General features: G+C 74.4%; 21 protein-coding genes. 4 read left to right on the forward strand and 17 right to left on the reverse strand.

The window, feature by feature from the left end; translation table 11 throughout:
• Positions 1 to 2: 2 nt before the first annotated feature.
• Complete coding sequence (locus AC6EXY_RS10840) at positions 3 to 746, reverse strand: zinc ribbon domain-containing protein (RefSeq protein WP_101830530.1); 744 nt, start codon at positions 744 to 746, stop codon at positions 3 to 5.
• A gap of 168 nt (positions 747 to 914) precedes the next feature.
• A complete protein-coding gene (locus tag AC6EXY_RS10845; protein WP_423748041.1) occupies positions 915 to 1,907 on the reverse strand; it encodes a Nif3-like dinuclear metal center hexameric protein in 993 nt (330 codons plus the stop codon).
• A gap of 179 nt (positions 1,908 to 2,086) precedes the next feature.
• Between AC6EXY_RS10845 and AC6EXY_RS10850 the strand changes: the two genes are divergently transcribed.
• A complete protein-coding gene (locus tag AC6EXY_RS10850) occupies positions 2,087 to 2,491 on the forward strand; it encodes a hypothetical protein (protein WP_133150573.1) in 405 nt (134 codons plus the stop codon).
• A gap of 282 nt (positions 2,492 to 2,773) precedes the next feature.
• Positions 2,774 to 5,134: a DUF8189 domain-containing protein gene (locus AC6EXY_RS10855; RefSeq protein WP_101830528.1), complete on the forward strand. Its 2,361-nt coding sequence runs from the start codon at positions 2,774 to 2,776 to the stop codon at positions 5,132 to 5,134.
• Positions 5,135 to 5,281: 147 nt separating this feature from the next.
• Here the strand turns inward: AC6EXY_RS10855 and AC6EXY_RS10860 are convergent, their stop codons facing one another.
• Positions 5,282 to 5,656, reverse strand: coding sequence for a hypothetical protein (locus AC6EXY_RS10860; protein WP_101830527.1), 375 nt, complete (start codon positions 5,654 to 5,656; stop codon positions 5,282 to 5,284).
• A gap of 163 nt (positions 5,657 to 5,819) precedes the next feature.
• Here AC6EXY_RS10860 and AC6EXY_RS10865 point away from each other — a divergent pair, with 163 nt between their 5' ends.
• Positions 5,820 to 6,494: an LON peptidase substrate-binding domain-containing protein gene (locus tag AC6EXY_RS10865; protein WP_101831396.1), complete on the forward strand. Its 675-nt coding sequence runs from the start codon at positions 5,820 to 5,822 to the stop codon at positions 6,492 to 6,494.
• Here AC6EXY_RS10865 and AC6EXY_RS10870 read toward each other — a convergent pair.
• The 8 genes from AC6EXY_RS10870 to lspA all read right to left on the reverse strand — a co-directional run bounded on the left by AC6EXY_RS10870 (position 6,491) and on the right by lspA (position 14,313).
• Positions 6,491 to 7,153 (reverse strand): type II toxin-antitoxin system PemK/MazF family toxin, encoded by a 663-nt coding sequence (locus AC6EXY_RS10870; RefSeq protein ID WP_207770255.1) that lies wholly within the window; start codon positions 7,151 to 7,153, stop codon positions 6,491 to 6,493. The genes AC6EXY_RS10865 and AC6EXY_RS10870 overlap by 4 nt on opposite strands.
• Positions 7,154 to 7,185: 32 nt before the next feature.
• Positions 7,186 to 8,016 (reverse strand): hypothetical protein, encoded by an 831-nt coding sequence (locus tag AC6EXY_RS10875; protein ID WP_499818599.1) that lies wholly within the window; start codon positions 8,014 to 8,016, stop codon positions 7,186 to 7,188.
• Positions 8,017 to 8,336: 320 nt separating this feature from the next.
• Positions 8,337 to 9,266, reverse strand: coding sequence for an ABC transporter permease (locus AC6EXY_RS10880; RefSeq protein WP_101831395.1), 930 nt, complete (start codon positions 9,264 to 9,266; stop codon positions 8,337 to 8,339).
• A gap of 40 nt (positions 9,267 to 9,306) precedes the next feature.
• On the reverse strand, positions 9,307 to 10,260 hold the full coding sequence (locus tag AC6EXY_RS10885; protein ID WP_101831394.1) for an ABC transporter ATP-binding protein: 954 nt from the start codon (positions 10,258 to 10,260) through the stop codon (positions 9,307 to 9,309).
• 91 nt (positions 10,261 to 10,351) lie between these two features.
• Positions 10,352 to 10,996, reverse strand: a complete 645-nt coding sequence (locus tag AC6EXY_RS10890; protein WP_101831393.1) for a DUF6308 family protein — start codon at positions 10,994 to 10,996, stop codon at positions 10,352 to 10,354.
• A gap of 259 nt (positions 10,997 to 11,255) precedes the next feature.
• Positions 11,256 to 12,632 carry a hypothetical protein gene (locus AC6EXY_RS10895; protein WP_499818600.1) on the reverse strand — a complete coding sequence of 459 codons (1,377 nt, stop codon included), beginning with the start codon at positions 12,630 to 12,632 and terminating at the stop codon, positions 11,256 to 11,258.
• On the reverse strand, positions 12,629 to 13,567 hold the full coding sequence (locus AC6EXY_RS10900; RefSeq protein ID WP_101831392.1) for an RluA family pseudouridine synthase: 939 nt from the start codon (positions 13,565 to 13,567) through the stop codon (positions 12,629 to 12,631). Before AC6EXY_RS10900 ends, AC6EXY_RS10895 begins: the two co-directional genes overlap by 4 nt.
• Positions 13,564 to 14,313 carry a signal peptidase II gene (lspA, locus tag AC6EXY_RS10905; protein WP_499818602.1) on the reverse strand — a complete coding sequence of 250 codons (750 nt, stop codon included), beginning with the start codon at positions 14,311 to 14,313 and terminating at the stop codon, positions 13,564 to 13,566. Before lspA ends, AC6EXY_RS10900 begins: the two co-directional genes overlap by 4 nt.
• A gap of 542 nt (positions 14,314 to 14,855) precedes the next feature.
• Between lspA and ileS the strand changes: the two genes are divergently transcribed.
• On the forward strand, positions 14,856 to 18,077 hold the full coding sequence (gene ileS / locus AC6EXY_RS10910) for an isoleucine--tRNA ligase (RefSeq protein WP_101831391.1): 3,222 nt from the start codon (positions 14,856 to 14,858) through the stop codon (positions 18,075 to 18,077).
• Between the two features lie 554 nt (positions 18,078 to 18,631).
• Here ileS and AC6EXY_RS10915 read toward each other — a convergent pair.
• The 6 genes from AC6EXY_RS10915 to pgeF all read right to left on the reverse strand — a co-directional run bounded on the left by AC6EXY_RS10915 (position 18,632) and on the right by pgeF (position 22,499).
• Complete coding sequence (locus AC6EXY_RS10915) at positions 18,632 to 18,787, reverse strand: hypothetical protein (RefSeq protein WP_165818189.1); 156 nt, start codon at positions 18,785 to 18,787, stop codon at positions 18,632 to 18,634.
• 172 nt (positions 18,788 to 18,959) lie between these two features.
• On the reverse strand, positions 18,960 to 19,934 hold the full coding sequence (locus AC6EXY_RS10920) for a DivIVA domain-containing protein (RefSeq protein ID WP_101829801.1): 975 nt from the start codon (positions 19,932 to 19,934) through the stop codon (positions 18,960 to 18,962).
• A 93-nt stretch (positions 19,935 to 20,027) separates the two neighbouring features.
• Positions 20,028 to 20,312 carry a YggT family protein gene (locus AC6EXY_RS10925; protein WP_499818608.1) on the reverse strand — a complete coding sequence of 95 codons (285 nt, stop codon included), beginning with the start codon at positions 20,310 to 20,312 and terminating at the stop codon, positions 20,028 to 20,030.
• A 51-nt stretch (positions 20,313 to 20,363) separates the two neighbouring features.
• Positions 20,364 to 20,927, reverse strand: coding sequence for a cell division protein SepF (locus AC6EXY_RS10930; RefSeq protein ID WP_101829799.1), 564 nt, complete (start codon positions 20,925 to 20,927; stop codon positions 20,364 to 20,366).
• Positions 20,928 to 20,937: 10 nt separating this feature from the next.
• Positions 20,938 to 21,816, reverse strand: a complete 879-nt coding sequence (locus tag AC6EXY_RS10935) for a YggS family pyridoxal phosphate enzyme (RefSeq protein ID WP_499818604.1) — start codon at positions 21,814 to 21,816, stop codon at positions 20,938 to 20,940.
• Entirely contained in the window at positions 21,813 to 22,499 is a 687-nt protein-coding gene (gene pgeF / locus AC6EXY_RS10940; RefSeq protein WP_101829797.1) for a peptidoglycan editing factor PgeF, read from the reverse strand. Before pgeF ends, AC6EXY_RS10935 begins: the two co-directional genes overlap by 4 nt.
• Positions 22,500 to 22,505: the final 6 nt, after the last annotated feature.

The following is a 22,505-nucleotide window of genomic DNA, read 5'->3' on the forward strand; positions in this document are numbered from 1 at the left end:
GACTACAGCCCGGACTCGGGGGTACGGACCAGGATGCGCTGGCATTCCTCGCACCGCACCACCTCGTCGGCGGGTGCGGCCGCGACGGCCCGCAGATCGCCGCCGGACAGTTCCAGATGGCAGCCCTCGCAACGCCGCCGGACCAGCGCCGCCGCGCCGACCCCGCCTGACGACGCCCGGATCCGCTCGTAGAGGGTGATGAGCCCACCGGGCAGCTGCGGGACGAGGGCCTCCCGCTGCTGGCGCAGCCGGGCCGTCTCGGCGTCGATCTCGGCGAAGGCCTTGTCCCGGCTGGTGGTCGCCGCGTCGACCTCGGCGGCGAGGTCGTCGCGGCGGCGGGCGACCTCGGCGATCCGGGCCTCGAGCGCCTCGACCGCCTCCATCTTCTCCAGCGCCTCGTCCTCGAGGACACCCTGGCGCCGCGCCAGGGAGGCGAGCTCCGACTGCAGGTTCTCCAGCTCGCGGGAGTTGGTCATCGCACCGGACTCGAGGCGCTGTGTGTCCCGCTCCGAGCGGGTGCGCACGAGCTCGATCTCGTTCTCCAGCCGGCGCTGGGCGCGGGTGACGTCATCGAGCTCCGTGCGCACCCCGACGACCTCGTCGTCCAGGGCGGCCAGGGCGGTGCCACGTTCACTGATGACGGCGAGCTCGGGCAGGCCGCGGCGACGCGCGGCCTGCCGGTCGACGCCGGAGTCGAGGGCCTGCAGGTCGAGCAGGCGACGCTGGATTGCTGGGTCTGCCTTCATGGACTCCTCACCGGTCTGCCCTGAACTGATCGACTGTCTGCCCTGAACTGATCGACGGTCCACCGGCGCCACACCCGTGCTCGGCCAACCCGCCGGGCCGCCCGACGGGCTCGCGGGCGGATCGGCCGGGTGGACGCGGGAGGGCGGCCGCTGTTGCGACGCGCTCCCCTACAGGGACGGAACGTGCAACCGCCAGGGATCGGTCACGATAGCGGACACCGATGTACTCACCGTACGTCCCCGGGCCGCGAGTCCGGCCCGCAGACGCGCGGCGGCCTGGCCGAGCCACGGCCATTCGCTCGCCCAGTGCGCGACGTCGACGACGGCCACCGGATGCGCGCCGACCGCGTCGAGCACGTGGTGATGCCGCCCGTCGGCGGTGACCAGCACGTCCGCGCCCGCCGCGCCGGCCGCGCCGACGAGCTCCCCGCCCGCGCCGCCGCAGACCGCCACCCGATGCACGAGCCGGTCCGCCGCGCCGGTCGCCCGCACGCCGGCCGCCGTCGCCGGCAGCGCTCGGGCCACCCGCGCGCAGAAGTCACCGAGCGGCTCCGGCGCCGGCAGCTCGCCGATCCGGCCCAGGCCCCGGCACGACGTGGCCACCAGGCCCGCCGCCGCCACGGGGAGCGCCGTGGCGGCGGGTGGCTGAGCCTGAGGGCTTCCCGGCGAGGTACCGGGGGTCTGGGGGGTTCTCGGCGTGGATCCGGGGGTCTGAGGAGTGCCCGGCTGGGCGCCGGGGGGCCGGCTGGATCCCGGTGGCGAGTCGGGGGCGAGGGAGGTGACGTGGCGCAGCCCGATGGCGGCGGCGAGGGCGTCGCTGACGCCGGGGTCTGCGACGTCGGCGTTGGTGTGCGCGGTGAACAGCGCCGCGCCGGCGCGGATCAGGGTGGCCACCACCCGCCCGCCCGCGCCCGTCTCCGCGACGCCGTGCACTCCGCGCAGGAACAACGGATGGTGCGTGACCAGCAGCTGGGCGCCGCGGGCAGCTTCGGCGGCCACCTCGAGGGTGGGATCGACCGCGAACAGCACCGACGTCACCGGCGCGTCCGGGTCGCCGACGGCGAGGCCCACCGCGTCCCAGGACTCCGCCCAGGCGTGTGGGAAGGCCGCTTCCAACACCGCGACACAGTCACGGACCGTCGCCGTCCCAGCGTTCACCACGCCGACCCTACCCGCACCGTCGCGACGGACTGCCAGCCGGTCACCCAGGCCGGGCCGAGGCCGAGGCGCCGCGCACGCCGTCTTCCTACCCCCGTAACGTTCCCAATGGCAACACACCCGCGCAGAGGCGGCGAGTCACCTGTGCGGGGTGGCGCGCCATGAAGAAGGGGGAATTCGTCATGGCGGACGTATCGGTGCGATTCCAGGTCGCCGGGGACTCCGAGATCGTGCTGAACCTGGCGACGGCCGAGGCCGTGCGGCTCGTGGAGGCGATCATGGGCAAGGTCGCCGAGGCGATGGGCACCAGGTCCTACGGCAACGCGTCCCCGAGCGGCCTGGGGCCGGGTGGCCCGGCGGTCGGGGGCGCCGCCCCGGCCGGCGGCGCACCGGGCAACGGGTCGATGGGCAACGGGTCGATGAGCAACGGCGTGATGGGCGGCGCGGCGATGAACGGGGTCTCGATGAACGGCACCGGGACCGGGGCCTACAACATCGGGGCGATCGGGACGGCCCAGCGCGCGCCGATCGGCGCAGTGTGGCCGGAGGGTCCCGCGGGCGGCCCCGGCTACTCGTCGGGGCGGTGAGAGGCGCCGGGCCGACGACACGCGCCGGTCCGGCGAAGAGCGCTGAGCGGGCGTCAAGTGCCAAGACCAGCGACAAGTGCCAGGCCAGCGAGGTGCGCCGGAGCGGCGAGGAGCAGGGCCGTCCCGTCCGGCGAGAGGTCCATGCCCCGCAAATAAGGGCAAAGCGGACTATCTTGTCAGAGTGACCCCGGAAGCGGTTGCTTCCGCAAAAGTCGACACAACGAGCCCGCAACACGATACAACTCCGCACAGCCATCCCCATCGAAAGGACAACGATCACGCATGGCGGGGGACGTACCGGTCGACGAACGCGCCCTGATCACCCCGTCCGCCGTGACGCCAGGCGCCACACCGCGCACCGCCCTCGCGGGCCTCGATCCCGCACAGTCGACCACGGGCCTGGCCGCTACGGGCGCGACCAGCCCAGACGCGGCCGGCGCCGCGGCGAGTGGCGGCCCGGGTGCCGATCCGGGCAGCACCGCGGGCACGGCCTCGGGAGCGGCGGGATCGCCGGCGTCGTCGGGCGGTGAGCGGGCGCTGCACCACTACGGCCGGGTCCAGGTGCTCGGCCGGCCGCGTGACCCCGCTGCCGGGGCGATGCCAGGCCCGCTCGGCATCCGTCCCGCCGCGGCACTGCTCCCGCCGGCCGACGGCAGCGTCGTGTCGACGGTGGGTCTGACCCCCGGGCTCAACCGCGCCGAGACGCTCGGCCTTGACGCCTTTCGCCTGCGGGCGAGCTCCGCCTACCGCCGGCTCAAGGCCGCCCGGCCCCGCGACGGCCACGCCTGGGACATGGACCGCCCCTGCACCGACGTCCCCCCGCCGCGCGGCGCCGGTTCCGGGGCGGGCGTCGTCCCGGGCGCGGGGCCCGCCGGGGGCGAAGGTCCGGACGGCGGCGACGCGGGCGGCGACCCGACCGCCGCGGCTACGCCGCGGGCCCTCGCGAACGGCTTCTCCCCGCTGCTCGCCCCCGGCGCCACCCTCGCGGCCCCGGGCGGCGCGGACACCGGCGCCGCCGGCGCGACGCCGACGGCCGGCGCCGCGTCCGCCCCGACCAGCGCGAGGCTGGAGGGTTCGGTCGCCATCGGCCTGATCATGGTAGAGGGGCCCACCGCCGACCTGCAGTTCTCCGCCGCCGAGCGGACCAAGGTCGTCGCCGAGGTGCAGAACGGCCTGTCCTGGTACGCCACCACCAACCCGGCCGCGGAGCTGAGCTTCCACTACGACATCCAGATCGTGCGTCTGTCGGTGGCGCCCAACCCGCACGCCACCGACCTGGAAGCGCTGTGGCGGGACCCGACGATGGACCGCCTCGGCTTCGCGGCGGACTTCGACGGCGTCTACGCCTACGTCGACGCGCTGCGCTCCCGGCTGCGCACCGCCTGGTCGTACTGCGTGTTCTTCACCAAGTACCCGGTGGGCTACTTCGCCTACTCGTCGATCGGCGGCCCGCGGATCGTCATGTCCTACGCCAACGACGGCTGGGGCCCGGACAACATCGACCGCGTGTTCACCCACGAGACCGGGCACATCTTCGGCGCCCCGGACGAGTACGGCGGCGCGGACTGCGACTGCGGCGGCCAGTGGGGCGTGTTCGCCACCCCCAACGGCAACTGCGACACCTGCGCGCCGTCCCCGGTGGACTGCCTGATGCGCTCCAACGCGTTCACGCTGTGCCGCTACACGCCCAGCCAGCTCGGCTGGGGCCACGGCGTCGCCGGCAACCCGGCGCTGGTGCAGTCCAAGGGGCTCGGGAAGGCCGGCAACTTCGAGGTCGTGGTCCCGTCGTCCCATTTCGGGCTGACGCACGTCTGGCGGGACAACGACGCCACCGGCTACCCGTGGCGCGACCCGTGGCGGACCGCCCAGGCCGTCGGCCAGGTCGACGCGGTCACCATGGTCCAGAGCACGCTGGCCAACCCGGGGCCGCTGGAGGTCGCCTTCCGGGTCGGCCAGACGCTGTCGTTCCTGTGGCGCGACAGCACCGGCGCCTTCGCCTGGCACGACCCCATCGCGCTCGCCCAGGGCGTCGGCGGCGTCCCGTCGCTCGTCCAGAGCCGGCTGGGGACGAAGGGCAACTTCGAGCTGCTCGTCCCGTCCGCGAACGCCGGCGTGATCCACCTGTGGCGCAACAACGACGTCCACGGCTACCCCTGGAGCGCGCCGAAGCTGTTCGGCGCCAACCTGGGACGGGTCGACGCGGTCAGCCTCATCCACGGCACCCTCGGCGGCGGCGCGGGCATGCTGGAGGCGGTCATGCGGGTCGGCAGCCGGCTCGTGCACCTCACCCGGGACAACACCGCCGTGTGGCGGACCGGGCCGACGTTCGGCGAGGGCGTCGCGGGCAACCCGGCGCTCATCCAGAGCTCGTTCGCCGACGGGTCGCGCAACTTCGAGGTCGTCGTCCCGTCGGCGTCCGGCGGACTGATCCACTACTACCGCAACAACGGCGCGTCGACGCCGTTCTGGAGCGCCCCGCGCCCGTTCGCCGCCAGCCTCGGCCAGGTGGACGCCGTCGCGATGATCCAGAGCAACTTCGACGGCCACCTGGAGGTGCTCGCCCGGGTGGGGGACGAGCTGCACATGGTGTGGCGCAGCTCCGGCCCCGGCGCCACCTGGTCCGCCCCCCGCCGGGTGTTCTGAGCGGTCGCGGGCACCGGTCGGGCAGGCTCCGGTCGGCGCGTCCCGATCAGTCGGTCACGCTGGTCGGGCAGGTCCCGACCAGCGGGCGGACGCCCCCTCAGGGGGAGGTCCGATCAGGCGCCGGAGCCGATCACGTGGCTGATCCGGTCAGGCGGGCGGGGGGTCCGGGGGTGAGAAGCCGGGGGCGTCCCAGGGCAGGCCCTCGCCGGGGCCGCGGTCCTTGCCGTGCCGGCGGGCCAGCCAGCCGTCGACGAACAGGCTCTCCGCGGGGCTGAGCGCCTCGCGCAGCGCGGCGGGGACGTCGCCCGCGAACGCGCCGCGCACCCCGGGCAGCGCCGCCACCTCCCCCGCCCGCTCCGCCGGCACGCCCGCGAGCAGCACCAGGCGAGGCGGCATCGCCGACGTCACCCTCCCCACGCCGGCCAAGGCGTCCCGCCCGGCGTCCGGGCGGGTGCCGTCACCGCACGGCTCACCCGCGGGATCGTCGAGGACGACGAGCAACTCCGGTTCGGTTCCCCACACCCCCCCATTGTCCCGCCGGCCCCCCGCCGCGAGGACCCCCTTCCGCCCGGTGGCACCACCCCGGGTCGCCGATGTCACGCGACCGCGGGGCCCCGCGTCGGGGAGAATCACACCAGCGGGCGCGGGACGGGCTCGCGGGGCTGCGGGGAGGGAGCACACCGGGATGAGCACGCGGCTGGCGTTGTTCCCGCTCGGCACTGTCCTGCTGCCCGGGCTGGTGCTCCCGTTGGAGATCTTCGAGGAGCGCTACCGCGCGCTGGTCCGCGAGCTGCTGGCCCAGCCGGAGGACGAGGTCCGCCAGTTCGGGGTGGTGGCGATCCGCCGAGGCCGCGAGGTGGGCCCGGCGCTGCCGTCGCTGCACCAGGTGGGCTGCACCGCGGTGGTGCGCCGCGTCCAGGAGCATCCGGACGGCCGGTTCTCCCTGATCACCGTCGGCGGGCGGCGCTTCCGCGTCGGCGAGGTGGACCAGCACAGTGCGCCCTATCTGCTCGGCGAGGTGGAGTTCCTGCCCGACGAGATCGGCGATGCCGCGGCGGCGCGGGAGGCCGTCCCGCCCGTGCAGCGGCTCATGCGCGCCTACGCGCAGGGTCTGGCCGACACCGGCACCGTCCAGATCTCCCTGCCGGACCTGCCGGACGACCCGATCGCCCTGTCCTACGTGATCGCCGCCGCGGCCGTCACCGACCTCACCGAGCGGCAGAACCTGCTCGCGACGCCCGACGCCGCCAGCCGGCTGCGCGTCGAGCGGGCGCTGCTGCGCCGGGAGGTGGGCCTGCTCAAGCAGATCACCACCATCGGCTCCAGCGAGCTGCGCCGCGTCGACCCCAGCCCGAACTAGGCCGTGGGCCAGCCGTAGCGCTGGCTCAGCCGGTCCGTGACCCGCTCGAACGGCTCGCGTGGCAGGGCCGTCGACTCGCGGCGCATCCCGTCCTCGTGCACCCGGATCACCCGCTCCAGGTTGACCCAGGACGGTCGGTGCTCGCCGTCCCATCCGCCCGCGCCGACGGACACGAAGTCGCCGTCCCCGTCATGGTTCCTGCTGGTCAGCTGCACGGCCAGACAGGTGCCCGCGGGCTCGACAGCCACCACGAGCACCGGCCGGTCCTTGCCCCGCCCGTCGTTCTCCTCGAACGGCACCCACGTCCAGACGATCTCGCCGGGATCCGGAGCCCCGTCCGACTGCGGCGAGTAGCTCATCCGCACCGGCCCGATGCCACCCGGATCGACCTCCACGGTGGCGTTCGGCCCGGACTCGCCCGGCGAGACCTCCGCGTTCGCGCGGGACGGCCGCGCCCGCTGCCGGGTCGGGCGACGACGCGCGGCCACCGAGGAGGGAGAGGCGGAACGGGCCCGCGGTGGCGCGGTCGCACGGGTCGTCGACGGTGCGGTCGGACGCCGACCGCCCTCCCGTCCGCCCTCCCGCGAGGGTGCCTCACCGCGCCGACCGCTCGACAGCAGGTCGGACACGGTCCTGATCAGGTCCCCCAGCAATCCCATGCCGCCACGATATTCACCTCGGCCGCGGTCTCTCAGGGAACGTCCCGACCTGGCGGCTCCCCTGCCGTTTCGCCAGCCCCGTCCGAGTCGCCGGCGATGCCGATCCCCGGTCCGCCCACGCCCGGACGGCCCATTGCCGGACCGCGCGCCGCCGGACCGGCCCCGGCGGCGGTACCCGGGCCTGCGCCCGCGGGACCGGGCCCCGGCGGTTCGGCGCCGAGCAGCCGCGGGCGGCGGTCACCCCGGGAGCGGCCGCGAGCGGCCGGCCAGGACGTCACCCACAGGGCGACGGCGAGGACGACCAGGGCGGCGACCGGCATCACCAGGTAGAGCCCGTGCGCGCGGACCCGCACGTCGACCAGGTCCACCAGCACCGGAGAGGCGTCCTTCGGCAGGCCGTGCAGCGCGGCCGAGGAGCGGCGCAGATGGCCGATCCAGCCGGCGATGAGCGCGCCACCGAAGCCGCCCGCCGCGAGGCCGAGCGGCACCGGCCAGCCCGCGTCCCGCACCCGCCAGAACGCCGCCGCGCCGCCGATCACACCGGCGACCACACAGATCAGACCGAAGCGCGCGTCGACATCGCTCTGCACCGCGAACGCCGACTCGTTACCCGCCAACGCGTTGGCCAGGTCGATATGCGGGGCCACGGCTGCCCACAGCAGGCCGAGCGGGAAGCCGGCGACGGCCATCGCCGCCGCGCAGATCAGCCCGGCGAGCAGGCTGCGCCGGCCCACCACCGGCAGCCCGGCGGACGCCGCGCCCGTCGGCGGCCCCGCGGAGGGCGGCACGGGCGGCGACCCGGCCGCGGCCGGGTCGAACGAGAACGGGGACGAGAACGGGGACTCCGGCGGCGGGCCGGCCACGGACGAGGAGGACGATGATGCCGGGGACGACCACGATGCCGGGGACGACGACGATGCCGGGGGCACGGCGGCTCCGGCGCGGTCCGCCGGGACCTCGCGGAAGCCTGCTGCTTGATCCGTCACGTCGCCCGTTTCGCCGGAGAGGTCAGCTGCGTTCGCACTGGGCGGGCGCCGCGTGACCGCTCACCCGCAGACGGTCGACACTACCGTGTCGGTACACCGCCCCGATCAGAGTAGGCCGACAGTGGTCTCGTCGCCGCGCTGGTAGCGCGGGCGGCGGGAGATCCCCCGGGTTCGGGCAGGTCCCCGGAGGCGTCGGCTCAGGAGGTGCCGACGCGGCGCAGCGCCATCACCGCGACGGCCAGCGCCGCGATCCCGACGGCGGCGCACACGGCCAGGTTGGCGACCACCATCGCCCAGTCGACGTGCGGCTGGAAGGCGGCGGCCAGCGCGTCCACGGCGTAGGTGCTCGGCAGCGCGTCGCGGGCGATCCGGCCGACCTCGGGCAGCCGATCGGCGGGGATCACCCCGAGGAAGAGCACGATGCTCATGCCGAGCTGGCCGGCGATGGTCGCGAGCTCCGGGCGCGGAGCCAGCAGGCCGACGGCGGCCCCGAGGCCGGACAGGCATACCCCGGCCAGCACGACGACGGGCAGCAGCAGCCACAGCCCGGACAGCGACAGGCCGTAGAGCAGGCTGCCTGACACGGCCGTGATGAGTGTGCCGGGCGCGGCGAAGGCGGCGTAGGAGGCGGCGGTGCCGAGCACGACGGCCGCCGGGGGCACCGGCAGGGTCAGGTAGTAGTCGAGGGCGCCGGCCGCGCGCAGCGCGCCGAAGCGCTGTGCCAGCAGGTTGAGCGCCACGAACGCGACCACCAGCACGGTGGACCCCGCCACGACCTGACCGGCGGCGGTCGTGTCGCCGACGTCGAGGATGCCGCGCAGCAGGACGAGGATGCCGATCGACTGGAACGACGCGACGAACAGCAGCGGGATCCGCCCGACCTTCGACCGGGCGAGCTGCCCGCGGAACACGGCCCCGAACGCCGCCGCGAACGACGTGGCCGGCGGGATCACCGGCGGCGCCGTCCCGGCGGGCGAGGCGTCCTTCGGGGCCGCATCCACCCCCGGCGCCGACGCGGGGGCCGGGGCCGCGGGCGAGGCCGTAGTCGTAGTCGCGGAGTCGGGGGTGCGAGGCACGGGTGGCATCGTGGCGGCGGCCAGGTCGCGCGCGTCGGGGACGACCGTCATCGGGACCACGTCTGGTGGCCCGGACAGCTGTGGGTCACGCTCAAGTCCGCTCCAGGTCTCGGGACGCCCCGCCGAGGGTGAGATACACGTCCTCCAGGGACGGCGTGGCGAGGCTGAAGTCGTCCAGTGCGGCGAACGCCGCGCCGGTGGTGAGCCGGCCGAGGGCGTCGCGGGCCTCGGCGGGCGCGAGGCGCACCGTCCAGCGGCGGCCGCTGGTCGTGGCGAGGGCCGCCAGCATCGCGACGGTCGGGTCATCGGCCGGCGGTTCGTGCCGCCAGGCGAGATCGAGCCGGACGTCACCGGAGACCGACGCCTTGAGCTGGCCGGGCGTGTCACAGGCGATCACCCGCCCCGCCTCGAGCACCGCGACCCGGTCGAGCACCGACTCGGCCTCCAGCACGTTGTGCGTGATCAGCACCACCGTGGTGCCGACGGCGTCACGGCGGCGCAGTAACGCCGACCAGACGGCGCGGCGGGCGACCGGGTCGAGGCCGGTGGTCGGCTCGTCGAGGATGAGCACCGCGCGCTCGCCGACGAGCGCCGTGGCGACGCAGGCCAGCCGACGCTGCCCACCGGAGAGCCGGGACAGCGGTCGGGCGGCCACCGCGGTCAGGCCGAGCTCGTCGAGGACGTCGTCGCAGGCCACGCGGGCCGCGCCGCGGGACAGCCCGCGCATCCGCGCGGTCGTCGCCACCGCGGTGCCGACCGGCAGCTCGGCCAGGGCGAGATCGCCCTGGCCGAGGTAGCCAGCCAGGCGGGCGGGCAGGCCGGGCTCGGCGCGGACATCCCGCCCGAACATGGTGATCGTGCCGGCGTCGGGCCGCAGCAACCCCATGAGCTGGCGGACCAGCGTGGTCTTGCCGGCGCCGTTGGGCCCGAGGACGCCGAACACCTCGCCCTGGCGGACGTCCAGGTCGATCCGGTCGTTGGCGAGGACGGAGTGCTCACCCACTCCGTGTCGACGGGTGAGCCCGCGGACGGCGTAGCTCAGCACGTCCCCATTCTCGCAGCCGGGCCGGCGCGATGGCCCGACCGGTGGGCGGGGACGCCTCACACCGCGCGGCCCGTCGACTCCTCGGCCGTCCTCAGACCGCGCTGCTCATCCACACGACGACGTCGAGCATCCGCAGCGGGGTGGCCGGCGGACCGCCCGCGGGGACCAGCGCGGCGAGGCGGCGGAACTCCTCGGCGTTCTCCCTCAGGTCGTACTGCATCGCGCGGACCAGCAGCTCCATGTACTGCCGCCAGCTGCGCCCGTCGCGCGGCGACGGCGGCACGCAGTCCTCGTGCTGGTAGAAGATCCGCACCTTCGAGTCGAAGAGGGGGACGAGCGCCGGCCGCTTGCGGTGCAGGACCTTGGCGATGAGCGAGCCCTTGACGTCGCGGTCGGAGACGTCGGGGTCATCGAGCGGGTCGTAGAGCGCGGCGACGAGGTCGAGGGTGACCTCGTCGGCCTCGATGAGGTCGATGCCGGGGGGCAGCCTGTCCAGCGCCCGCTGCAGCAGCGGCATCAGCGCGGTCAGCGTGTGCATCCGGTCGACGTCGACGTGCACGCCGAGCAGGCAGGGGGCGAGCAGGTCGCCCGTGCAGAGCAGATCGGGGTCGTTGTTGGTGACCAGCCCGTCGTAGTAGGGGTAGGCATAGCGCAGGCCCCGCTTGCGCGGCCCGAGGTACTCCTCGAGCAGGCTCTCCGCGTCGAAGACCTCCCGGGTGCCTTTCGCCAGCTTCACCCCTGGACTCCTTGTCGTCGTCGTGTCGTCGTGTCGTCGTCGTGCCGTCGCCGTGTCTTCCGGTCTTCCGGTCTTCCGTGCCGCCGCGTCGTCGTGCCGCCGCCGCGACGCCGTCCCCGCGTGCCGTCCCGGTCATCCTCCCCCGTGGCCGCGGGCCGGCGGTCGCGGGGCTCCCGAGGACGATGGTCGGGGTGATCCCCCGGCATGCCCGCGGGATGTCACCGATCCGGCCAGATAATGCGGGACGGCCCGCCCCTGGTCAGCGCCTATCCGGCGACAGTGGGAGGAAGGTCACACTCGGCGGCGCGATGCCGGGCGGCGCCGGATCGACGACCCGCGTCCGGGGATCGGCCGCGAGCTGCGTCAGCCGGCCGGCCGGCGCCCGGACCACGGCGGCGAACAGACAGGCACAGCCGGCCCGCAGCTCGGCGGCCGCCCGCCGGTCCCGCTCGTCGGCGTTCGCGTCCCCCGCCCGCTCGTCCGCGGCCGCCCGGGCCTGGGCCTGGGCCGCCGCCGAGGCGAACGCCGCCTGCACATCGCCGACCGGGTCGCGCACGGTCGCCGCCTCGACCTCCCCGAGGACACCGGCGCTGAAGAACACCTCGACGATGCGGTAGCCACCGAAGACGGCCAGCAGGCCACCGGGGGTGACGGCCTCGGTCAGGCTGGCGACGGCGTACAGGTCGGCCCCGGGTGCCGCCGCGGTCAGCGCGGCGAGGTTCTGCCGGCTCGCGCCGACGTACTCGCCGACCGCGTCGCGCGCGCCCGGGCCGATCGTCACCGTCGGCGTCACCGGTGCCGCGGCCGCCGGCGCCGATGGCGACGTCCTGGACGCGGCGTCCGACGGCGCTGGCGTGCCCGGCGTGCGGTCGTGGTCGACGCTCTGCAGCATCGCCGCCGTCGCACTCACCACGATCAGCGCGACGAGGCCGAGGACCAGCGCCCGCGCTCCCCGGTCCACCACGCCGCCCCGGCCGACCCCGACCGCCTCCAGCAGCGCCGGCGGGCCGCTCGCCGCCCCTGCCTCGGCCGATTCGGCCCCGGACGCCCGAGCGGGACGCCACCGGGCCGCGAGCCGCCGCGCCCGTGCCACCTCTCTGTCGGTGGTGCCCACAAGCTGGGTGCGGGCGGCGTGGGTGGCGCGATACAGCACGGGCAGCGCGGCGGCGTCGAGCCGGTCGAGCAGGTCGCCCAGCCCCGGCCCCCCGCCGTGATCCCCGGCAGCCCGCTGCGCCGCGGTCGGCGCGCCATCGACGTCCAGGCCGCCCGCCTCGCCGTCGACGTCCCGGCCCACCACGGCGTCGACGCCGTCGTCCACCGCGCCGCGGGCCACCTCCCCGCCGGAGTCCCCGTCCTTCTGGTCGACGGCCGCCTGAACGATGTCGACCAGGACGGACACGGCCTCGGACGCGGGTCGGTCGGTGGTCGTGGGGACGTCGGTCGCGGGAACCGCCCCGGTCCCCGACCCCTCGGTCCCCGACCCCTCGGTCCCCGACGCGACAGCCAGCGTCAGGGAGTCGGCCGACGGCGCAGGAGCACTCGGCACGGCGACATCGACCACCGAGCGGGCGCCGACGGGCGGCGTGGCGTCGTGGGGCGACGGGAGCGGCTCGTCCGCCACCACCGACTCGGTCATGCGTGCTCCCTGAGCCTTTCCACCGCCTCGGCCAGATCCGCCGGATCCGGGCTGGTGAACGTGACGCGACCGCCGTACCCGGGATGCTCGAAGGACAGGTGCGCCGCGTGCAGCCACTGCCGGGTGAGGCCGAGCCGACCGGCGAGCGTCGGGTCGGCGCCGTAGGCGAGGTCGCCGACGCAGGGGTGGCGCAACGCCGACATGTGCACGCGGATCTGGTGGGTGCGGCCCGTCTCCAGGCGGATCGACAGCAGCGACGCCGCCCGGAACGCCTCGATCAGGTCGTAGTGGGTGACGCTGGGCTTGCCGTCCGCCACGACGGCGAACAGGCCCGGGCGGCGGGGATGGCGGTCGATCGGCGCGTCGACGGTGCCCCGCAGCGGGTCGGGATGGCCCTGCACGACGGCGCGGTAGCGCTTGTCGACGTCGCGCTCCCTGAACGCCCGCTTGAGCAGTGTGTAGGCGCGTTCGCTCTTGGCGATGACCATGACGCCGGTGGTCCCGACGTCGAGGCGGTGCACGACGCCCTGGCGCTCCGCGGCGCCGGAGGTGGCGATGCGGTAGCCGGCGGCGGCCAGCGCGCCGATCACCGTCGGGCCGGTGAAGCCGGGCGCGGGGTGGGCGGCGACGCCGACCGGCTTGTCCACGACCACGATGTCGTCGTCGTCGTGCAGGATGCCGAGGCCCTCGACCGGGGTGGCCTCCAGGGTGACCGGCCGCGGCGGCGCGGGCAGGCGCACCTCCAGCCAGGCCCCGCCGTGCACCCGGTCGGACCGGCCGCGGACCCGCCCGTCGATGCTCGCCTGCCCGTCGTCGACGAGGGTGGCCGCGGCGGTGCGGGACAGCCCGAACATGCGGGCGATCGCCGCGTCGAGGCGAATGCCGTCGAGTCCGTCCGGCACCGGTACGGCGCGCAGGTCTCCGCCCGCGGTCACGGCCCCGGCCGCCGGCTCGCCTCGCCCCGCTCGCCGTCCGCGCCGCGTTTGGCGAGTTCGGCCCGTTCACCGGCCTCGGCACCGTCGACCGACGCAGCACGGTCGACCGACGCAGCGCGGTCCGTCGACGCAGCGCGGTCGATGGCGTCGGCACGGTCGAGGGACTCGGCGGGGTCGGCGGATCCGGCTCGCGGGGCTGGTTCACCGATGGGCGTGCCGTCCAGGCCGATGCCGCGCAGGGACAGCACCATGGCCAGGATGCCGCCGCAGACGATCGCCGTGTCCGCCGCGTTGAAGATCGGCCAGTGGTGCAGGTAGACGAAGTCGACGACATGCCCGCGCAGCGGCCCGGGAGCGCGGAAGATCCGGTCGACGAGGTTGCCGAGCGCGCCACCGAGCAGCGCCCCGAGAACCGCCGCCCAGCCCGCCGAGCGCAGCCGCCGGGCGGTGAAGACGACCACCGCGATCACGACGAGCGCCACCAGGCTGAGCACCACCGTCGCCCCGCCGGCGAGGCTGAACGCGGCGCCCGAGTTGCGGGTGAGCTCCAGGTCGAGCACACCAGGAATGATCTTGACCGGGCCGCGGTCGGACAGGGTGGCCACCGCGATGTGCTTGGTCACGATGTCGAACACCAGGATCGACGCGCCGATCAGCACCAGCGCGGCAATGGGGCGCCGGGAGGCGGACGGCGCGGACCGACCCCTCGTGACGGCCGCCCCGCGGCCGCCGGGATCTTCGGACACACTGCTCCCGATGGTCGTCGCCTCCCCCATCTGAACCACTGTACGGGCCGCCCCGGGCCGGCGGAGGAGCCGTTCGCCCCGCTCTGCGCCCCGCAAGGACGCTTGTACACTGGGCGAGCACGCGGCAGGGCGTCGACGGGGACGAGTAGCGGCGGGCGCAGCCGGAGCGAGCCGGGGTTGGTGGAAGCCCGGTGGCCAGCGCGCCGCGAAGATCACCCCCGAGTCGCCGGCAGAACGGGTTCTCGGCGGCTGTGGCCGGCGGCGCCCCAGTAGATCCGGCCGTCGCGCGCGCCATGAAGCGGCCGTCCCCCGGGTCCGGCTCCCGCCCACGGTGGCGGGAGGCAGTCCGGCGCCGAGGGGCGCGCAAGGAGGGTGGTACCGCGGTACCCACCGTTCTCCTGGCGGGCGTCGTGGCGGTGCCGGCCAGGTGGGCCGGTCGGCCGTCCGGGCGTCGGCGTCAGGCGGGGCCGGTGTGGCGTCGTCCCTCCGTTGGCCACCGACGGAGCGAGCACGACGACCGAGGAAGACGCAGGTCCGCCACGATGAACACCGCCCCGCGCACCCCGTCCTACGCGCCCCTGCCCGCGCAGGTGGACCTGCCCGCGCTCGAGCGCGAGACGCTGGCCCGCTGGCGCGACACCAAGGTCTTCCACCGGTCGCTGGAGGCGAGCGCCGAGCGTCCGCTGTGGGTCTTCTACGAGGGCCCGCCGACGGCGAACGGCAAGCCCGGCGCCCACCACGTCGAGGCCCGGGTCTTCAAGGACCTCTTCCCCCGCTACCGGACGATGAAGGGCTTCCACGTCCCCCGCCGCGCCGGCTGGGACTGCCACGGCCTGCCCGTCGAGCTCGCGGTGGAGAAGGAACTCGGCTTCACCAGCAAGAACGACATCGAGGACTACGGGATCGCCGAGTTCAACGCCCGCTGCCGCGAATCGGTGCTGCGCCACGTCGCGGACTTCTCCGCGATGACCGAGCGGATGGGCTACTGGGTCGACCTCGACGGCGCCTACCGCACGATGGACACCAGCTACATCGAGAGCGTCTGGTGGTCACTCAAGCAGATCTTCGACAAGGGCCTGCTGGTCGAGGACTTCCGCGTCACCCCCTACTGCCCGCGCGACGAGACGCCGCTGTCCGACCACGAGGTCTCCCAGGGCTACGCCGACGTCGACGACCCGTCGGTCTACGTCCGCTTCCCGCTCGTGGCCGACTCCCTCGGCCTCGCCGAGCGCGGTGCGGAACTGCTGGTGTGGACGACGACGCCGTGGACGCTGGTGTCGAACACCGCCGTCGCCGTGCACCCGGACGTCGAGTACGCGCTGGTCCGAGCCGGCGGCGGCTCGGCCGGCGGGAGCGAGGCCGCGGCAGGCGGCGGGGAGCTGTTCGTCGTCGCGCAGCCGCTGGTGGGGGCGGCGGTCGGCGAGGACGCCGAGGTTCTGGAGCGCTTCCGCGGCAGCGCGCTCGCCGGCGCCCGCTACGCCCGCCCGTTCGAGCTGCTCGACGCCGCGCTGTTCGCCACCGGCACCGGCACGCCGCACACCGTCGTGCTCGCCGACTACGTGACGACCACGGATGGCACCGGCCTCGTGCACCAGTCTCCCGCGTTCGGCGCCGAGGACCTCGCGGTCTGCCGGGCCGCGGGCCTGCCGGTGGTCAACCCGGTCGGCACCGACGGCCGCTTCCTCTCCAGTACGCCGCTCGTCGGCGGCCAGTTCTTCAAGGACGCCGACGCCCCGCTGACCGCGGACCTGCGCGCCCGCGGCCGGCTGTGGCGGGCGCTGACCTACACGCACAGCTACCCGCACTGCTGGCGCTGCCACACGCCGCTGATCTACTATCCGCTGCCGTCCTGGTACATCCGCACCACGGCCATCCGCGACCAGCTGATGGCGCAGAACGCGGCCACCGACTGGCACCCCGGGCGGATCCGCGACGGCCGCTACGGCGAGTGGCTGCGCGGCAACGTCGACTGGGCGCTGTCCCGCAACCGCTACTGGGGCACGCCGCTGCCGGTCTGGCGCTGCGAGGCCGACCCGGCCCACCTCGTCTGCGTCGGCTCGCTCGCCGAGCTGTCCGAGCTCGCCGGCCGCGACCTCGTCGCCCTCGACCCGCACCGCCCCTTCGTCGACGACGTCACCCTGCCCTGCCCGACGTGCGCCGCGACGGCCCGGCGGGTGCCCGAGGTGATCGACGTCTGGTACGACAGCGGCGCGATGCCGTTCGCCCAGTGGGGCGCTCCGCACCAGGGCGCCGAGGAGTTCGCCCGCCAGTACCCGGCGCAGTACATCTGCGAGGCGATCGACCAGACCCGCGGCTGGTTCTACACCCTGATGGCGATCGGCACCCTGGTGTTCGACCGCTCCTCCTACGAGACGGTGCTGTGCCTGGGCCTGCTGCTCGACGCGGACGGCCGCAAGATGAGCAAGCACGTCGGCAACGTCCTCGACCCGTTCGAGCTGTTCGAGCGGCACGGCGCGGACGCGGTGCGCTGGCTGATGCTCGCCGGCGGCTCGCCGTGGGCGGACCGCCGCGTCGGCCACGAGGCGATCGAGGACATCGTCCGCCGCGTGCTGCTGACCTACTGGAACACCGCGTCGTTCTTCGCCCTGTACGCCGGCGCCGCCGGCTGGCGCCCGGGCTCCGGCGCGCAGGCGCCGACGCCGGCCGCCGACCGGCACGTGCTGGACCGGTGGGCGCTGTCCGAGCTCGCCGACACCGTCGCCGAGGTGGACGAGGCGCTGGCCGGCTTCGACTCGCTGCGTGCCGGGCGGCGCATCTCCCGGTTCGTCGACGACCTGTCCAACTGGTACGTCCGCCGCTCCCGGCGCCGCTTCTGGGCCGGCGACCCGGACGCGCTCGACACCCTGCACACCTGCCTGGACGCGCTGACCCGGGTGATGGCGCCGTTCACGCCGTTCCTCACCGACTGGCTGTGGGCGCGGCTGTTCGCCGACGCCTCCCCGCAGGCCCCGGACTCGGTGCACCTGGCGGCCTGGCCGACGCTGCCCGACGGGCTGCGCTCGCCGGAGCTGTCGGCGCAGATGGACCTCGTCCGCCGGATCGTCGAGCTGGGCCGGGCGGCGCGGGCGTCCAGCGGGGTGCGCACCCGCCAGCCGCTGCCGCGCGCGGTCGTCGGCGCCGCCGCCTTCGACACCCTCACCGCCGAGCTGCGCGACCAGATCGCCGAGGAACTCAACGTCAGCGTCGTGGAGCCGGCGACCTCCGACGTCGTCGACATCACCGTGAAGCCGAACTTCCGCGCCCTGGGCCGGCGCTTCGGCAACCGCACGAAGGCCGTCGCCGCCGCGATCACCACCGCCGGCACCCCCGTCGACGGTCGCCTCACCATCACCCTGGACGGCGAGACCATCGACCTGTCCGGGGAAGATCTGATCATCACCGAGACGCCGCGGCAGGGTTGGGCCGTCACCGCCGAGTCCGGCCTGTCGGTGGCCCTGGACCTGGAGATCACGCCGGACCTGGCGCGGGCGGGCCTGGCCCGTGACGTCGTCCGGGTGCTCCAGGACGCCCGCAAGGCAGCCGGTCTGGAGATCACCGACCGGGTCGACATCCGCTGGTCGGCGACTCGCGAGGACACCGCGCTCGCCCTGCGCACGCACGGCGCCACCGTCGCCGACGAGGTCCTCGCGACCACCTTCGCCGAGGCGCCCGACCTCACCCCCGCCGCCGCGGAACTGCCTGCCGACGAGGACGGCCTCGGCTTCACCTTCACCCTGGCCCGCCACACGCCGTCGCTCAACTGACGGCGTCGGCTTCGCGTTCACCCTGGCCCCACCACGCCCCACTGACCGCCTGACCGCGTTCCGCGGATTCGAGCCCCTTGCGCTGGCGCCGACCGGTGGCACCTGACGTCGACCGGTGGCACCCCTGCCCCGGTCGCGTCACCGGGCCGCACCCACCCTCACCCGCCCGCCGAACCGTCCCCCCGTTGGGTCGCGCCTCGACTTTGATCTCCACGGTCGTTGCCGCGGCGGGTTCGTGGCAGCGGGATGTGTCGGGTCGTCGCGGTACGCGGGGTCGCCGGCGGGGGTTGCGGGGGCTGAGGGGCTACGGGTGTCGTTCTGCAGGGTGCGGTGTCCGTTTCGTCCCTACAAGGCGACACGGAAGGACCCACTCCCACGCACGGCCAGGAAAACCCGCGTAACCATCCGTGGCAACGGCCCGGTGGGACCGGAGGATGTCAGGCCGGAGACGCCTGCGCGCGGCAAACGAGCGAGCACGAGAGGTGACTACAGGGGTTGGATGCGTCACCAGAACGGGCACGGCTCTCGCCCGGGCCACGGGCGGGAGGCGGCGGTCAGGACGGGGTAGAACGGCGGGCGGCGCCCAGCGGCAGCAGCGCGGCGACGAGGAGCGTCACGATCAGGGAGGCATAGACGAAGCCGCTGCCGGCGAGGAGACCGACAACGGCCAGCACGATGCCGACCCCGAGCAGCGCACCACAGAGCGTCAACACGGGATCGGCCAGGTCAGGGCATCGCAGAAGACCGATCCGCGTGGCATTCCCCCGCGCGGCGCCTTGTCGGCTGACGGCCCGGGCGCGCGGCCGGTCGCGTTCCACCCGCTGTCCCGGAGCGGGCCGGCGCGCCGGCGGCGGGCAGGGCCGGGGTGTGTGGCGTGAGGGATCAGAAGTCCTGCATGCCGGGGGCGTCGCGCCGGTTCGGGTCCATCTCGGGGCGGCCGTGACCGTTGTCGCGGGCGATCGCGCCGGCGGGCAGCGGCGGGCCGGGCGGGAACGTCGGCTGGTGGGCCGGGCCCTGCTGGCCGCCGTTCGGGCCCATGCCGACCGCGGGCGGCTGCGGAGGCTGGCCGCCGGGGTTGAGGCCGGGCCGCGGCGGGCCGCCGGCGCCGACGGCGGGCTGGGTCGGCATGCCGTCGAGGTCGCGCAGCTGCATCTCCAGGTAGGCCCGCAGGCGGGTGCGATACTCACGCTCGAAGGCGCGCAGCTGCTCGACCTGGCCCTCCAGGCGGCGCTTGTCCTCCTCGAGACCGCCGAGCTGCTCGGCGACGTGCGCCCGGGCCTCGCCGATGATGCGGTCCGCGTCGGACCGGGCCTCACGCCGTGCGCGCTCGGACTCGGCCCGCGCCTCGCGCAGCGCCTCGTCGGCGGTGCGCTGGGCGAGCACAAGGGTGCGCGCGACCCGCTGCTCGATCTCGGCCTCGGACGCCTGACCAGGGCCGGTGCGGGCGGGCACGTTGCCGCCACCTGCGCCGACGGCCGGGATGACCGTCGTCGGAGCGCCGCCCTGCTGCGGCTGCGGCTGCGGGACGGGGGGCTGCTGCTGTTGCTGGGCGGCGCGCTCGCGGGCGGCCTGGGCCGCCTGCGCCTGCATCTGGGCGAGCTGGCGACGGGCCTCCTCGACCTGGCGACGCAGACCCTGGTTCTCCTCCAGGATCTGGGCGGGCACGCCCGGGCCGCCACCGCCGGAGCGGCGGGCCTCGTCAAGCTGCCGGCGCAGGTCGCTGTTCTCGTCGAGCAGCCGGGTCAGCTCCGCCTCGACCTCGTCGAGGAAGGTGTCGACCTCATCCTCGTTGTAGCCGGTGCGAAACCTCGTCGGACTGAAGACCTTGTTCTGAACGTCCTGTGGTGTCAGAGCCACGTCGCCTCCTCGTGCGGCATCGCCGCTCCCCGAAGAGAGGGCGGTCTGCGGGCAGTCTGCCGCGCCCGCGTTCGCGGTGTGCACACAACCCCGTCACAGCCTCTGGGCATAGCTTCGCAACACGAAGATCACCAAGAAGAGCACCAGATATCCGAGGTCAAGCTGAACGCTACCCACCCTCAACGGGGGCAGGATACGTCGGATGAACTTCAACGGGGGGTCAGTCACCGTGTACACGGACTCGAAGATCACCAACAGAGGGCCGGACGGACGGAACGAACGGCCGAGGACGAGCACCAGATCCGTGATCCACCGGGCTATCAGGAACAGGAGATAGACCAAAAGCAGCCACGAGAGCAGGGATCCTAGCGTGCTGATGGTGCTCTCTCCTGGGGACCAGGGGGAGGCATCACATGATCACGCTCCCCGTCATGACTGGTTGTAGAACCCACCCTCGCGGATGCGTCGCTTGTCCGTCTCGGTGACCTCGACGTTGTGCGGCGACAGAAGGAAGACCTTGTTGGTCACCTTCTCGATGTCGCCACGCAGACCGAAGATCAACCCGGCGGCGAAGTCGACCAGACGCTTGGCGTCGACATCGTCCATGTCGGTGAGGTTCATGATAACGGGGGTGCCGTCCCTGAACTCCTCGCCGATCTGCCGCGCCTCATTGTAGCTACGTGGCTGGAGCGTCGTGATCCGGTAGGGGTGCGGCTCCTCCACGGGCCCCACCCTGCGCACTGGCATGGGTGCGGCGGGGCGCAGTGGTTCGACCGGCGGGCGTCGCGTCATGGCGACCGGCTCCTCCCGTGCGTCGATCCGACGGACCGTCCGGTCCATCGGGACCGGATCGTGCATCGCACGCCGGTCGTCGTGACCATGCACACGGTCATGACCGACCGCACGACCGTCGTCGTCGTAGTCGTCATCGAGATAGTCGTCGTCCTCCTCGGCCAGACCGAGGTAGACCATCGCCCTGCGCCCGAGCCCCATGGGCGCGACTCTAAGGGACACCAGGCCGTTCACCGAACAAAGCGGTCCCGATCCGAAGGTGTGTCGCGCCCTCGGCGATCGCGGCCTCCAGGTCTCCTGACATGCCGGCGCTGATGACAGTGGCCTCAGGGTGGTCCGCGACCAGCCGATTCGACACCTTGCGTAGCAGTTCGAAGGCAGAGCGGGCGGGTTCACCACGGGGAGCGACCGCCATGACCCCCCGCAGTTCCAGCCCCGGAGCCTCCGCGACGAGATCGGCGAGGTCGGGGAGACCACCCGGATCGATGCCTCCCCGGCCCGAACCGGCAACCCCGGCCGTATCCGACCCATCGGTAGCACTCCGGATACCCAAGGAAACCTGAAGGCAGACCGACAGCGGCAGGCCGCGCTCGACGGCGAGCCGAGACAGGACGCCCACCAGGCCCGGACGGTCCACCGACTGCACCCAGTCCGCCCAACGCAGAACAGAACGGGCCTTGTTGCGCTGGAGTTGGCCGACGAAGTGCCAGCGCGGCCCGTCCGCCGCGCCGAAGGGCCCCGATCCGCCCGCGACCGGCCCGACCGGCCCGACCGGCCCGGCCGGCCCGGCGGCCAGCCCCCGCGTGACGAGGTTCACCTTCGGGCCGGCCTCCTGCTCCCGGTTCTCGGCGAAGTCCCGCAGCCCGAGTGTGTGCAGCATCACGACATCCTCGGCCGGGTAGGTCTTGCTCACGGCGATGAGGGTCAGCCGCGCCGGATCGCGCCCGGCCGCCCGCGCGGCGGCGTCGATCCGCTCCCGGACGCGCTCGAGCCGGCCGGTCAGCCCGGCCCGCCGCGCGGCCGCCGCCTCGTCATCCTCGGTACCGAAGCCGGCGGCCGGCCCGAGCCCGGCACCGGTGCCACCGGTCACGGGGTGGCCGGCCCGAGCCAGGCGACGCCGGCGAACCGGCCGGTGCGGCCGTCGCGGCGGTAGGAGTAGAGCTCGGCGTTCTCCGCGGGACAGCGGGGAGAGACTATGATATTCGCCACACCGGCCGTCGTGAGCTGGCCCACTATGCCGGCGCGCAGATCGATCGCGGCGGTGCCCTCTCTGCTGGTGGCCGCGCTGCCCGGCACCCGCCGCTCAACCTCGGCCCGCAGCGGTGCCGGCACCTCATAGCACCCCGCGCACACGCAGGGGCCGACCGTCACCGCCAGCTCTTCCGGCGTGGCACCAAGCTCCTTGAGGGCGGCCAGCGTCGCGGCGATGACACCCTCGGCCATGCCGACCCGGCCGGCGTGGGCGACGCCCACCGCGGTGGGCCCCTCGAACAGCACCGGGGCACAGTCGGCGACCATCACCGCGAGCGCGAGGCCCGCGACGTCGGTGACCATCGCGTCCGCCTCGGGCACCGGACCGGGCTCACGGGCGACGACAACGTGCCGCCCGTGCACCTGGCGCATGTACCGCACCGGCATCCCGACCCGCGCCGCCAGCCGGCGCCTGTTCTCCTCGACGGACGCCGCCGCGTCACCGACATGATCCCCGAGGTTGAGCCCGCCGAACGGCGGAGCGCTGACCCCGCCCGCCCGCGAGGTGACGAGAACCGGCATGGCCGG

This window comes from Frankia sp. RB5, from assembly GCF_059816245.1.